Below are 13,559 nucleotides of genomic sequence, written 5' to 3'. Positions count from 1 at the left end.
GGCACCGCCCGGACACCTCATTGTTGCGGCACAGGCCCTGGAACAAAAGTCAAAATACCAAACAACGTCAAACTGTGGATAACCACACCAGATGACGCCTTAAGTGGCAAACTGGTTGCATGCCCAGATTCCTCACCCTCGCCGATGTCGCGGAGCAGCTCCAGATCAATTCACCGGCGGCCTATGCGCTGGTCCGAAGCGGTGAACTCAAAGCCATCCAGGTTGGTGGTAGGGGCCAGTGGCGCGTTGAGGAAAAAATGCTGGAGCAGTACATCGAGGAGCGTTACGCGGAGGCAAGCCGCATGATCCAGGAAGCCAAGGCCAAGCAAGGCTGAGCCTGGTGCGGGCGGCCACCTTGACGGGCCGTCTGTTACATGTCGCCGGTATGCCACGACCGGACGGCACCTAAGGAGTCAAAAGGAACGGTGGCGACCTGCCGGACCTGTGACGCGCGCCGGGCCTCCCCCGGACCGACCAACGCCAGGTCCACGAAATCGGCGCCGACCCGGTCGATCACGCCGGTCAGCCCACTGCCGTGGGGCGGCCCGTGCCGCGGGATGAGCGCAAGCCCGGCCCGGTCCCGCGCCAGGCTCCGCAGGGCATGCGCCAACCCGATCCGCCGCCGTACCTGTGAGGGCTCTCCCAGGGAAATGCGCCCCAGTCCGGCATAGTGCGCCACCGCACCGTAGGGAATCAGGACCTGATGGCGCGCTTCGTCCAGGACCAGGGCGTCTGCCCCTGCATGGCTAAGAACACCCTCGAAGGTCCGCCCGCCGAGGAGATGAACGGCCAACTGACTGCCTAGCCCACCACGCAGCCTATCGGCGAGGACAACGGATGCGGCTTCCACCCTGGCCCGTTCGGAGATCTCGGTTTCGACCGCCAGTGTCGCGCCCTCGGCAAACTGTGCCTCCATGTCACCAAACAGTGCATCCCATCGCATGGGCCCAAGCGTAAGGGGCGCCTTATCGACGGTCAATTCATTCCAGTCTCTAGACAAATCCACTCAAGACGAGTCAAACTTATTTCAAACACATCAAACGGCATCAAAACACATCAAAAGGAAGGACTGTCATGACGGTTCGCACAGCACGTGTTCTTCACGCAGACGCCGTGATGGCCGTTTCCATCCTTCTGCTGGGGTCCTTCTTATGCCTCACCGGACAGGGTCTGTTCGACCGGTGGCACGCGTCGGCAGCCCGGCGGCAAGCGCCCGGCGTAGATGACCTGTTGGGGGCAACAGCGGTGGCCGTAGGGCTTGTGATCGTCGCTTGGTGGATTTTCGCCGTGGTGATGGCCCTGGCAGTTGCAGTACTAGCCCGCAACGGCAGACGGAGTGCCGCTGACCGCATAGGCAGGTTTAGCCCCGCCTTTATGCGAAGGCTCGCCGTGGCAGCGTTGTCCGCCCAGCTACTCGCCGCTCCCATTGCCCAAGCGGCTGAACCGCCTGCCGGACCCGCCTGGGCGCCCACACAGGAAACGGCGGTCCAAGCACAATGGGCCCCCACCGGCGAGACACAGCCGGCACCGGAGACGCAGGACGTGCCGTGGGCTCTGCAATCCACCCCGGCGGCGACTCCGGAACCCCACCTTCCCTTACCAGAAGTCCGGCCTGACTGGCGCCACAGCCCACCGGTCACCGACCCCGGCCTGCTGACGGCCCAGCCTGTCCGCGCCACTCAGGGCACCCCGCCAGCCGGGCGCGAAGTCACGGTGCTGGCCGGGGACACCCTGTGGGACATTGCTTCGCATCAGTTGGGACCGACTGCCTCGGATGTCGAGGTCGCCTTGCACTGGCCCCGCTGGTACGAGGCCAATAAGGCCCAGATCGGAGAAAACCCGCATGTCCTGCTGCCGGGGCAGATCCTGAAAGCACCCTCCACCTCTTAAGAGACGTTCCGACATTCATCAGCACACAAACCAAGGGGAATCAAATGAACGCAGTTACGCCACTCCGATCCGCCGGGGCCAACGGGGCCCCGACGGCAGTAGTCCGTCAGGTTCCCCTAAGGGCCGCCAACGCACCGGGACACCAATTGCGGGCAGCGGACAACGATGCGGAGGTTCTCGCCATTGCACGCAGTACGGTGCAGGCGGCCATGGAAGTCCTGGCCGGGATACGGCCAATCCATCAGTTGGCCCGGCGCCTTGATCCGCGCTGTCTCGCGGTGCTGCAGCACCGTGCCACGCTGATCCGTCGGGAACTGGCTCGCTCGACGTCCCCCACCTTGGCCCGGCTGCACAAGAATTCCGTGGTCCGTTCAGTCCGCGCATGTCAGGTCGCCCCCGGGATCTACGCCCGGAGCTAATGCTCCGGGCACTTCTTGTCTACCATCACGCCGCGATTAGCGGCGCTTCTTCTTTGTCTGGCGCTTGGCGGCATCCTGCGTCGCCGCCTTGGCGGGGTTGCCGGACCGCGACGATGCGCGTCCTTCAACCCGGGTTTCCGTGGCGCCGTCCTCGCCGGGCGCCGTGTACTGCAGCTGCGCCGGCTTCTCCGGCGCCTCCAGGCCCGCAGCGTGGATTTGCGGTTCAACATGCTCGGTGTGGCCACCGGCGGCGTCGGCCACAACCACGTCCTGCGCCGGGGTGACTTCAACTTCCAGGTTGTAGAGGAAGCCGACGCTCTCTTCGCGAATGGCCTCCATCATTGCCTGGAACATGGTGAAGCCCTCCCGCTGGTATTCCACCAGTGGATCGCGCTGGGCCATGGCCCGCAGGCCGATGCCTTCCTTGAGATAGTCCATCTCGTAGAGGTGTTCCTGCCATTTACGCCCGATAACTGAGAGCACCACGCGGCGTTCAAGCTCGCGCATGCTCTCCGAACCGATAGCCTCTTCGCGCGCCTGGTAGACCAGCCGCGCATCGGAGAGCAGTTCCTCCTTGAGCATCTCAACGGTAAGCCTGGATTTACCGCCGGCTTCCTCGATGATCTCCTCCGAGGTGACGCTCACGGGGTACAGCGTCTTCAGGTTGGTCCACAGCTGTGTGAAGTCCCAGTCGTCACCATTGCCCTCCGCGGTTGCCGCGTCAATCAGTGCCATGATGGTGTCTTCGATAAAGAACTGCACCTTCTCGTGCAGGTCGTCGCCTTCCAGGATCCGGCGCCGGTCACCGTAGATGGCTTCGCGCTGGCGGTTCAGCACGTCATCGTACTTCAGCACGTTCTTGCGCTGCTCGGCGTTGCGACCTTCCACCTGGCCCTGTGCGGATGCGATGGCCCGCGAAACGAGCTTTGACTCCAATGCCACATCATCCGGGACGGAGCTGTTCATCAGCCGCTCCGCAGCACCGGAGTTGAAGAGCCGCATGAGGTCATCGGTCAGCGAGAGGTAGAAGCGTGACTCGCCGGGGTCGCCCTGGCGGCCGGAGCGGCCGCGGAGCTGGTTGTCTATGCGCCGGGATTCGTGGCGTTCGGTTCCGAGGACGTAGAGCCCGCCGGTGTTCAGGACTTCCTCATGCTCGTCCTTGACGGCCTGCTTGGCCGCTTCCAAAGCATCAGGCCATGCGGCCTCGTACTCTTCGGAATTCTCTTCCGGATCCAGCCCGCGCTTGGCCAGTTCGGCCACGGCCGTGAACTCGGCGTTGCCGCCCAGCATGATGTCAGTGCCGCGGCCTGCCATGTTGGTGGCCACTGTGACAGCCCCCTTGCGACCGGCCTGCGCCACGATGGCTGCTTCACGCGCGTGGTTCTTGGCGTTCAGGACCTCGTGCCGGATGCCTTCCTTGGCCAGGAGCCGGGAGAGATATTCGCTCTTTTCGACGCTGGTGGTGCCCACCAGGACCGGCTGGCCCTTTTCGTGACGTTCGGCGATGTCCTGCACCACGGCGTCGAACTTGACGGTCTCGTTCTTGTAGACGAGGTCCGACTGGTCGATGCGCTGCATGTCCCGGTTGGTGGGGATGGCCACAACACCCAGCTTGTAGGTGCTCATGAACTCGGCGGCCTCGGTCTCGGCCGTGCCGGTCATGCCGGAAAGTTTGGCATACATGCGGAAGTAGTTCTGCAGGGTCACCGTGGCCAGAGTCTGGTTTTCGGCCTTGATCTCCACGGCTTCCTTGGCCTCAATGGCCTGGTGCATGCCCTCGTTGTAACGGCGGCCGGCGAGAATACGTCCAGTGTGCTCGTCAACGATGAGCACTTCGCCGTCGAGGATGACGTAGTCCTTGTCGCGCTTGAAAAGTTCCTTGGCCTTGATGGCGTTGTTGAGGAAGCCAATCAGCGGCGTGTTCGCGGATTCGTAGAGGTTCTGGATGCCCAGATAGTCCTCCACCTTTTCGATGCCGCTCTCCAGGACACCGACCGTTCGCTTCTTCTCGTCAGTCTCGTAATCTTCGCCCAGCTTCAGGCGCTGCACTACCTTGGCGAATTCGCTGTACCAGCGGTTCGTGTCGCCCTGGGCAGGACCGGAAATGATCAGCGGTGTGCGGGCTTCGTCGATGAGGATGGAGTCAACCTCATCCACGATCGCGAAGTTGTGGCCCCGCTGGACCAGCTCTGATTTGTCCCACGCCATGTTGTCGCGCAGGTAGTCAAAGCCGAATTCGTTATTGGTGCCGTAAGTGATGTCTGCGGCGTACATCTGCCGGCGCACGGCGGGATCCTGGTTGGACAGAATGCAGCCGCTGCTCAGGCCGAGGAAGCGGTAGACCCTGCCCATCAGGTCCGACTGGTATTCGGCAAGGTAGTCGTTCACGGTGATCACGTGGACGCCGTTGCCGGTGAGCGCGTTGAGGTAAGCGGGAGCTGTGGCCACGAGGGTCTTGCCTTCGCCGGTCTTCATTTCGGCAATGTTTCCCAGGTGGAGGGCAGCGCCGCCCATCAGCTGGACGTCGAAGTGGCGCATACCCAAAGTGCGTGACGACGCCTCACGTACGGCAGCGAAGGCCTCCGGCAGCAGATCGTCCAAGTGCTCGCCGTCCTGGTGGCGGGCGCGGAGACGGTCGGTCTCCTCGCGCAGTTCTGCGTCGGTGAAGGTTTGGAACGATTCTTCGAGAGCATTGATGGAGTCGGCATAGTTCCGAAGTTGCCGCAGGGTTTTTTTGTCACCCGTACGGAGAAGTTTTTCGATAAGTGATGCCACGTGAAGATACTCCCAGTCTGATGCTGCCGAATTCTGGCGTTTTTAGTCTACGGGAGAGACGCCGGCCACGTGGCCGCTGTTCCCTGAGAGCGGATCGGCCCTGCCCGGTGGTGGAGGGCTGCCGCGAGCGGTGCGGCAAGGTCCCCCACGGGGCTGACCACAACGTCCCCCAAACTGAGCCAGTCGGCCATGAGTTCCAGCTCTTGGGAAAGTTCGACGGCGGTGTCCGGCGGCGCGTCCGGCTCGCCGTACGCGGATCTGACCAGGAGTTTCCCTGCTGACCGGTCCGCCTTCAGGTCTACTCGCGCCACGAGGCTGTCCCTGAGGAGGAACGGCAGGACGTAGTACCCGTACCGCCGCCGGTTTTCGGGTGTGTAAATCTCGATCCGGTAGTGAAAGCCAAACAACTCCTCAAGCCTGCGCCGCTCGAACACCAGGGAATCGAAGGGGCTCAGCAGCGCCCGTCCCGCAGCCCGCCGCGGCAGCCGGGCATCGGTTTGCAGGAAGACCTTCCGGTCCCATCCGGCAACCGTGACCGGCTCCAGCCTCCCGGCGCCGACGAGATAGTCCACGGCGGTGGCCGCGGCCTTGACCGGCGTGCGGAAGTAGTCAGCGAAACAGCGCACGGTACCGATCCCGTGGGCCCGGGCGGCGGCGTCGATGAGCCTGCGCATGGCGTCTACGGGGTCGCGCTGGTCCTCCGTCAACGCCAGCCGGTCCGGCAGTACCCGTGCGGTGAGGGCGTATCTGCGTTCGAACTGCTCACTTCTGGACGCCGCCGAGATCAGGCCGTCCTCGAAGAGGTGCTCCAAGACTCTTTTGACGGCGTTCCAGTTCCATCCCCAGTTCTCGGTGGACCGGTCCTCAACATGCCCGATCTTCGCCGTCAGCTCCGCTGCCGTCAGAGGCTTTCCGGCGGCCAGGACGTCAAGAATCTTTCCGGTCACGGCTTCGCGGAGTGCTGGCTCCATGGCTGCGGCACCCACCCAGGTGCGCTTCTGCCACAGGAGGAGGTCCCGGAAGAGTTCGGGCCGGATGAAGCTGGCCTCGTGCGCCCAGTACTCCATCATCCGCCGGGGGTGCGTTCCGGACATCCGTTGCAGGATGGTGCGGTCGTAGTTCCCCAGCCTGGAAAAGAAGGGAAGGAAGTGACTGCGGGACAGCACATTAACGGAATCGATCTGGACCAGCTGGAGCCGGGCAAAGGTTCGGCCCACCGTCCGTGATGTCACCGGGCCGGTGGGCCGTCCTTTATCGAGTCCCTGTGCTGCCAGTGCGATCCGCCGGGCCTGATCAAGGCTCAGCGTAGCTGGCACAACAGTCCTTTCAATGACGGGCGGGAATCGCCCTAGACTTTGGCAGCCTGATCGTCGGAACGGTAAGCAATGATTTTCTCTTCGACCACGGTATCCCCGGGTTCGCATTCGTGGTCAAGGGTGATGACCCCGTACGTCCAGCCGCGGCGGCGGTATACGACCGAAGGCGTGTTGGTGGCTTTGTCCACAAAAAGGTAGAAATCGTGGCCCACGAGCTCCATGTTGTCCACGGCGTCGTCGAGGCTAAGGGAGGCAGCGGGGAAAACTTTGCGCCGGATCAGCACCGGGGAGTCCCCTGCCGGAATGTCATTCTCGAGGTCATAAGGCGATGATTCAGCAGTCGCTGCCTGCGTTTCATTTCGATGGCTTGCCTCGACATAGAGCGGTTCACTGGTACTCGCGGGTTCAAGGGAAGCAGTTGCTTCGCGTACAGCTTTAGGGGTGTGGCGGCCGTGGTGGACCTTCTTGCGGTCCTTGGCGCGGCGGAGCCGCTCAAGCAGTTTGGTGTAGGCGAGATCAAATGCCGCGAACTTGTCTGCGGCGCTGGCTTCTGCGCGGATCACGGGTCCTCGGCCCAGAACGGTTACCTCAACGGTGAGTTGGTCGCCGGTCTGGCGTGCGTTCGTCTCTTTGGACACCTTCGCATCCACCCGCTGGACCTTGTCGCCCAGTGACTCGATCTTCGAGATCTTCTCACCGGCGTATTCGCGGAATCGGTCCGAGACCGTCAGATTTCGTCCGCTGATCATAAACTCCATGGTGCCCTCCAAATGACTTCGGTGACACGACGACGGCACTTCCCAGAGGCCGATCTGTTTGACAGTCGAGCCCCTTTCCGAGCCGCCATCGAAAGGTACAACTTGTTCTTGGTACCCACCAACGACGTTAGTTCATAGCCACTGCTTATTCATCCTTTATTCGTTTATTTTTTTCTAAGACGGGCGGCTTTCCGCTGCCGGCCGGGGGCCCGGCTCCGCTCCCAGCTGAATCGGGCGGGCGTGTCGCCGCGAGGACCACTGCACCGGCAACAACGGCTCCGCTGAGGTGAAGTGCGCGGGCCGCTTCGGCAAGCGTTGCCCCGGTGGTGAGGACGTCGTCGACGATGATGCAACGCTGGCCGGAGACCTGCCTGCGCTTGTTTTCAGGTACCTTCATGGAGCCCCTGACCCTGGCGGCCCTGGCTCCCCGTCCAAGGCCTTTTTGGCCACCGGGAAGCTGCTGAAAGGCTGCCCGGCGCCGGGACTTCCTGAGCGCATCCGCAACCCGCGGCCCGGCGCCCGTGCGGCCCCGGAGCCACGCGGACAGCAGCAAGTGGATAGGGCTAAAGCCCCGCTTGATGAACGCGCCGGTGCTGCTGGGTACTGGCACCAGGCAAACGTCGTGGAGCCCGCCCGCTGCTGCGGCAATGCCGTGGCCCAGCCCCTTGGCAAGGACTGCCTTGAGCTGGTGCTGGCCATGTCGCTTAAAGGACAGCAGCGCCTGGGCCAACTCCTCGCGATACACCCCGGAGGCAACGACGGGGAGGATGATGCCGCCGTCCACGTTCATCAGGGCAGGCGCCTGCTCCTCGGCCCTGAACGGGTGCCTGGTCAGGAGCCGCACCTGGCGTTCACACGGCACGCAGAGCGCCAGATCCTCAGCACCGCAGCACACGCAGTCCACCGGAACCCCAAGCGCCAGCAGCTCGGCTGCAGCGCCAGCAACGTGGTCCGCAGCCCGTAACCACATGCGGGGCTGCCCGCCGCGGTGTTTGGCGGCCGGCAGGGCAGGCAGAAGGTCCGGATCCGCGGCCTTTACCGGCCAGGCAGGAGTTCCCGGTAACCGCCGCGGGGGGCGTTTATTTCGCACACCTCCATGCTCACCCGGTGGCGGGGGCAAAGGTATTGGACAAGGGCCCTATGTGGACAACTGCTAGCCGGGGAAGGACGGGTCGATGGGACCCTTGAGCTGGGGCGACCAGCCGTTCCCCAGCCGCTGGAAGATTCCTTCGGCAGACTGGCCGTAAATTTCCTCGGGACCGTTGCCTGCGCTGAGCCATACCAGGCCAGGCCAGGGAGCCAACTGCTGGGGTTGCCCGGACGTGAGGGACAGCAGTTCCGGGGTGACGTTTGCGCCGGCGGACCCCTTTATCACCGCAACGGTTGTGTCGCTGACCCAGACTCCCTGCTCCGGGTTGCTTTCCGTCGCAATGGTGATGGGGGCGGTCAGTTCCCTGGGCGTCCCGTCAACATTGCGGATGATCCCGGTCACCTGGACCTTTGTTTGGCCGTTCTGTTCCGAGATCACCAGTGCACGGACGCCCTCCCGCGAGATCCTGAAGTCCTTGACGGTTCGGCCGGCCAGCCAGGCCGGGGTTATCGTCACAGTGGGAACGGGCGCACCCTCGGCCACACCCACCGGCCGGTAAGCCACCACTTCAGTACTGCCGGTCCCGCCGGGGCCGGCCACCCATACCCAGTCGTGCAGGCTGAATGAGGGGTGCGTGATGGTGCTTCGGGTGGTCAGGGCTCGTGCCGGCTGGCCCGGCAGCATGCTGTAAAGCGTCGTCCGGCTTTCGTTGAGGAAGGCGACCGTCTGGGACACGGGTGACTCCGCGGGGTAGCGGGGGCCGAGCGAGGAGACAGGCTGCATGTCCGGGAGCGGGGACACCCTGTTGTTCTCGTAACGCACCAGTTCGTTGCCGCTGATGGCAATCTCCCGTGCCGGCACGTTCTTGTCGCGCACAGGGGGCAGCACGGAGCCGTTGTCCTCCACCCGCACCAGGTCCTGGTTGGCACGCAGTTCAACATTGACGACGTCGGGCTGGCTACGGAACGTGAGCGCCAGCTGGGTCTGCATCCGGAGGCGGTCCTCCGTGGACGCCTCGCTGAGCTCCTTCGCGGAGAGGTCCACCTGGGCCGCTCCGGACACCACCGGGACGGACTCGCGGGCCAGCTTCATGCCAGACGGGAAGGCGCTCACCACGGCTCCCCGGAGATACGGCGCGGGGCCGGCAAGCAGCGCGCTGGTCATGGCCTTGACCGTCTTGTTCTTGATAAACCAGCGGACGTCCGGAACAGCGTAAGTAAAGCTGGGATCATAGAAGTAGATGGGGTACGCGCCGTAGATGACCTTGAACGTCTCCTCCGGGATCGCCGTCCCGTTGGGGATGGCCGAAATCCGCCACTCACCGTCCACCTGGGTGAGCGTGACCGGTATGTTCTCGATGGTTCCTTCCGGAGACTGCGTGGCAAGGCCGTCAACGTCCACGGTGTAGGCCACGTCCAGCTGGTAGTTGTAGACGTTTTCCACGTCAGTCGCCACCACGGTCGCTGTGCGGTAGACCAGGGCCCGTTGGTCAGGTTTCCACGATACCGACGCTGCCTGGGTGAGGAACTGACGGGCCACGGCGTAGTCGCCCTCGTACCCGGTACCGGCACGGTAGAAATAGTCGATGATGTTCTCCGGAGTTGCCCCGGCCTGGGGTCCGGCCGGCAGGAAGACCGGGGCATTCACATTGCCGGCGCTGCCTTCCTCGCTCTTCCCCACCGGTCCGGAGGTGGGGATACGGGCACACGCCGCAAGCAGGAACAGAACCAGCACAAGAATGAACGCCTTGCGCAGCCCATGCGTCGCAGGACGGCTGGCCGTTCGTCTCATAATTGGTCCTTCGTTGAGGTGGCCCCGGCCGCGGTACCGGCACCTGTAGCGCTGGTCGCCGTCCTGGCGACCGTGCTGGCGGCCCCCGCGATGCTGTTGTCCGTCCCGGAAGACGGTCCAGTTCCAGGCCCGGGACCGGGCCCGGGTCCGAGCACCAGGATGTCCCTGTCGTTCTGTCCGCCCGGGAGGACAATGTCACCCGGCTCAAGCTGGACGGGCGACCGGTCGATCTCCTCGCCCTGGCGCAAGGGGATAGTCAGCCGGAAATTGGACCCGATGCCCTTGTTGCCCCATGCCTGCAGCCAGCCGTTGTGGAGTTTGGTGTCCTCCATGGCGATGGACAGGCCAAGGCCGCTGCCGCCGGTGGTCCGGGCGCGGGCAGGGTCTGCGCGCCAGAATCGGTCAAACACGCGGGCAGCTTCGGCGGGCGTCATGCCGATCCCTTGGTCCCGGACAGCAACTCCCACTGCCGTCTGGTTGGCCGCGACCGTCACGGTGACCGGTTTGCCGTCGCCGTGCTCCACCGCGTTCAGGATGAGGTTCCGCAAAATCCTGTCGATCCGCCTGGCGTCCATTTCCGCGACGATGCCGGCGGCGGGTGCGCGCAGGATGATTTCCGAGCCGTACTCCGCCGCCACCGGGGCCGCCCCCTCAATGACGTGGGCGATGACCTGCACAATGTCCTCGGGCTCGGCGTCGAGCATGGCCACGCCGGCGTCGAAACGGGAAATCTCCAGGAGGTCCGCGAGTAGGGACTGGAACCGTTCCACCTGGTTGTACAGGAGTTCAGCCGAGCGCTTGTTGATGGGGTCGAAGTCGTGGCGGGCGTCGTAAAGCACCTCGGCCGCCATCCGTACCGTGGTCAGCGGGGTCCGGAGTTCGTGGGAGACATCGGACACAAACCGCTGCTGCATCTGGGACAACGTGGCCAGTTGGGTGATCTGTTCCTGGAGGCTGGCCGCCATGTGGTTGAACGATGCGCCGAGGCGGGCAACTTCGTCCTCACCTTTGACCACCATGCGCTCCTGCAAGTGCCCGGCCGCGAGCTTCTCGGACACCAGGGCCGCGTGGCTGACCGGGCTGACTACGTTGCGGGTGACATACCAGGCAATGGCACCGATCATCAGCACCAGCACCGCCCCGCCGGCCAGGAGGACGCTCTGGATTTCATCGAGTGTCTGCTGGGCGGTGTTGAGGTCATAAATCAGGTACAGCTCGTACACAGTCCCGTTGAACGTCACCAGGTTGCCGACGGCGATGCCCGGCCTGTCCTCGGTACCCACGGGAATTACGGTGGACGCCCAGTACTGGTCCTTGCCGGAATCCTGCACGGCCTTGCGCAGGTCCGGCGGAATGACGCTGACGGTCAGCTGGTCCGATGCCCGCGACTCCACCCAGCGGTTCCTTGGTTTGGTCTGCTCGGGCTTGGCTTCGAAGACGTAGCGCCGCTGGATGACGGAGCCACGGCCCTCCACGGCGTTCAGCGTGTCGTAAACCAGCGTGATGACGCTGGACTGGTCGGTGACCTGGGCGCCGTCGAACGTCTCCTGCACCTGCTTGACGTTGTAGCGGGTCTCGGATTCGGCCTGTGTCAGCCGCTCCTGGAACAGGTTGTTTGCGATCTGATTGGAGAGGTACGCACCCACCACGCCGAAGGACGTCACGGCCAGGAAGAGGGTAGTGAGGACCGTACGGAACTGAAGGGACCGGCGCCACCGCTTTTGCAGGGACCGCCCCACAAAGCGCATTGCCGGAAAGAAACGGCTCAGCCCGATGCGGACAAGGCGCGCCACCCGGAGCCCAACAATGATTCCACGGCGCCGCCAGATCCGGGCACGGAAAGGCAACGCCGCCAACTCGGCGGGCAGCGCGTCCCTGTGTTCGGGCCCTTTGGCCGTGGCCGGGTCCGGGGCGTCAGCGCCTTCTGGTCCCGAGGACTCAGGAACCCGCTTTGTAGCCGACACCACGAACCGTCAATACAACTTCCGGGGCTTCCGGGTCCCGCTCAATCTTGGACCGGAGCCGCTGTACGTGGACGTTGACCAGCCGGGTGTCTGCCGCGTGGCGGTAGCCCCAGACCTGTTCCAGCAGTAGCTCGCGCGTGAACACCTGCCACGGCTTCCGCGCCAGCGCCACCAGGAGGTCGAACTCCAGGGGTGTTAGGGAAATGCGCTCATCTGCGCGCTTCACCGTGTGGCCGGCCACGTCGATGGTGATGTCGGCGATCCGCAACGTTTCGGGCGCCTTCTGGTCGCCGGGGCGCAGGCGCGCCCGGACCCGGGCCACCAACTCGGCGGGCTTAAACGGTTTGGGCACATAGTCGTCAGCCCCGGACTCGAGCCCGCGGACGACGTCGGACGTGTCTGATTTGGCGGTGAGCATCACGATGGGCACGTCCGACTCAGCGCGGATCTGCCGGCAGACCTCGATGCCGTCCACGCCGGGAAGCATCAGGTCAAGCAGCACGAGGTCCGGCTTCGATGAACGGAAAACGTCAAGGGCCTGACCGCCATCGGCACAAAAAACGGGGTCAAAGCCGTCATTGCGCAGAACAATTCCAATCATTTCGGCCAGCGCTTCGTCATCATCAACTACCAGAATGCGTGCCTTCATAGTTATATATTCCCCTATTGAACTAGGTTTGTCCTGTTCAACGCCTTCCGGCATGGCGCCACGATCGGGCGTGCGCTGTGGCCGGGCCGGTAGATTGGGAATCAACCCCGGCGCAGCCGGCGGCACCCGTCCAGGAGGTCATTGATGAACGTTCCCATCTACCAGCAGGCCCTGGGCAAGGATTTCACCCGGCTGCAGCCGGAGTTGCAGGAGTACTTTTCCCTCAAGCCCGGCTCCGGCCGGTATGGCATCGGCGAAGGCGTTTTCGACGTCGCCGGCTGCCGGCAGGCGTGGTTGAGGCCGTTGCTGAAGCTAACGTCAGGCGAAGAGGCGTTCTTCCCGGAATTCGGTGCCAGCGTCCCGTTCCGGATCGAAAACCACGCGCACCTTGATCCTTTCGGGCGTCCCAGCCTCACCGCGCGGCGCGAGATTCGCTTCCCGGGCCGCACCAGGATTTTCCAGGACACCACCAGCCTGGTAGAATCCGACGGCGCCCCGCGGCTGGTGGACTACCTGGGCAGGTTCCGGCGCATGGTCACGGACCTGAAACTCAGCGTCACGGACGAGGGCAGGCTGCGCGGGGTGTCAGAGGACTCACGGCTGTTCCTTGGCCACCTGCGCTTGCCGCTGCCGGCAGCCTTGGATGCCAAGGCCTACGCCGAGCAGTGGTGGGAGGAGGACGCCGACGGCAACGGCCGGCACCGGATCCAGGTCAAGGTCCTCCAGCCCCAGATCGGGGAGGTACTGGTCTATGCCGGCCACATGCAGTACCGGCTGCGCCCGTACATTGGCGGCAGTTCGGCTCAGAACTTCCTGCCCCGCTACGCCCAGCCGGAGCGCTGGGAAGAGCGCATGTAATTCCCAAGCCCAACGCAACGCGGGGTCACTTTTCGCCCGATAATCGGCG

Annotated in this window: 12 protein-coding genes; 4 read left to right on the top strand and 8 right to left on the bottom strand. The window is 64.0% G+C overall.

Annotation, left to right across the window (positions count from 1 at the left end):
- The first annotated feature begins 119 nt into the window (after positions 1 to 119).
- Positions 120 to 335 carry a helix-turn-helix domain-containing protein gene (locus AB4Y73_RS04675; protein WP_104062208.1) on the top strand — a complete coding sequence of 72 codons (216 nt, stop codon included), beginning with the start codon at positions 120 to 122 and terminating at the stop codon, positions 333 to 335.
- A gap of 35 nt (positions 336 to 370) precedes the next feature.
- Here AB4Y73_RS04675 and AB4Y73_RS04670 read toward each other — a convergent pair whose 3' ends face one another.
- The gene (locus AB4Y73_RS04670; protein WP_441869163.1) at positions 371 to 943 is read right to left on the bottom strand and encodes a hypothetical protein; all 573 of its coding nucleotides are present in this window, start codon (positions 941 to 943) and stop codon (positions 371 to 373) included.
- Between the two features lie 131 nt (positions 944 to 1,074).
- Between AB4Y73_RS04670 and AB4Y73_RS04665 the strand changes: the two genes are divergently transcribed.
- Positions 1,075 to 1,890: a LysM peptidoglycan-binding domain-containing protein gene (locus AB4Y73_RS04665; RefSeq protein ID WP_441869160.1), complete on the top strand. Its 816-nt coding sequence runs from the start codon at positions 1,075 to 1,077 to the stop codon at positions 1,888 to 1,890.
- Between the two features lie 44 nt (positions 1,891 to 1,934).
- Positions 1,935 to 2,309, top strand: coding sequence for an Rv3235 family protein (locus tag AB4Y73_RS04660; RefSeq protein WP_441869157.1), 375 nt, complete (start codon positions 1,935 to 1,937; stop codon positions 2,307 to 2,309).
- Between the two features lie 36 nt (positions 2,310 to 2,345).
- Here AB4Y73_RS04660 and secA read toward each other — a convergent pair whose 3' ends face one another.
- From secA to mtrA, 7 genes are all read right to left on the bottom strand, one after another.
- Positions 2,346 to 5,084: a preprotein translocase subunit SecA gene (gene secA, locus AB4Y73_RS04655; RefSeq protein ID WP_441869154.1), complete on the bottom strand. Its 2,739-nt coding sequence runs from the start codon at positions 5,082 to 5,084 to the stop codon at positions 2,346 to 2,348.
- A gap of 47 nt (positions 5,085 to 5,131) precedes the next feature.
- Positions 5,132 to 6,400 (bottom strand): winged helix-turn-helix domain-containing protein, encoded by a 1,269-nt coding sequence (locus AB4Y73_RS04650; protein WP_441869151.1) that lies wholly within the window; start codon positions 6,398 to 6,400, stop codon positions 5,132 to 5,134.
- Between the two features lie 32 nt (positions 6,401 to 6,432).
- Entirely contained in the window at positions 6,433 to 7,158 is a 726-nt protein-coding gene (hpf, locus tag AB4Y73_RS04645) for a ribosome hibernation-promoting factor, HPF/YfiA family (protein ID WP_441869148.1), read from the bottom strand.
- A 145-nt stretch (positions 7,159 to 7,303) separates the two neighbouring features.
- Positions 7,304 to 8,248 carry a ComF family protein gene (locus tag AB4Y73_RS04640; protein WP_441869146.1) on the bottom strand — a complete coding sequence of 315 codons (945 nt, stop codon included), beginning with the start codon at positions 8,246 to 8,248 and terminating at the stop codon, positions 7,304 to 7,306.
- A 63-nt stretch (positions 8,249 to 8,311) separates the two neighbouring features.
- A complete protein-coding gene (locus AB4Y73_RS04635; protein ID WP_441869143.1) occupies positions 8,312 to 10,039 on the bottom strand; it encodes an LpqB family beta-propeller domain-containing protein in 1,728 nt (575 codons plus the stop codon).
- The gene (mtrB, locus tag AB4Y73_RS04630) at positions 10,036 to 12,006 is read right to left on the bottom strand and encodes an MtrAB system histidine kinase MtrB (RefSeq protein ID WP_441869140.1); all 1,971 of its coding nucleotides are present in this window, start codon (positions 12,004 to 12,006) and stop codon (positions 10,036 to 10,038) included. Before mtrB ends, AB4Y73_RS04635 begins: the two co-directional genes overlap by 4 nt.
- On the bottom strand, positions 11,978 to 12,652 hold the full coding sequence (mtrA, locus tag AB4Y73_RS04625; protein ID WP_164198828.1) for an MtrAB system response regulator MtrA: 675 nt from the start codon (positions 12,650 to 12,652) through the stop codon (positions 11,978 to 11,980). Before mtrA ends, mtrB begins: the two co-directional genes overlap by 29 nt.
- A 144-nt stretch (positions 12,653 to 12,796) precedes the next feature.
- On the opposite strand from mtrA, the gene AB4Y73_RS04620 reads away from it, so the two are divergent.
- A complete protein-coding gene (locus AB4Y73_RS04620; protein WP_441869136.1) occupies positions 12,797 to 13,510 on the top strand; it encodes a DUF4166 domain-containing protein in 714 nt (237 codons plus the stop codon).
- The last annotated feature ends 49 nt before the right edge of the window (positions 13,511 to 13,559 follow it).

Origin of the sequence: Pseudarthrobacter sp. TAF60_1 (assembly GCF_052113505.1) — a bacterium.
Taxonomy (GTDB): domain Bacteria; phylum Actinomycetota; class Actinomycetes; order Actinomycetales; family Micrococcaceae; genus Arthrobacter.
This window is presented reverse-complemented; position numbering and strand designations above follow the sequence as displayed.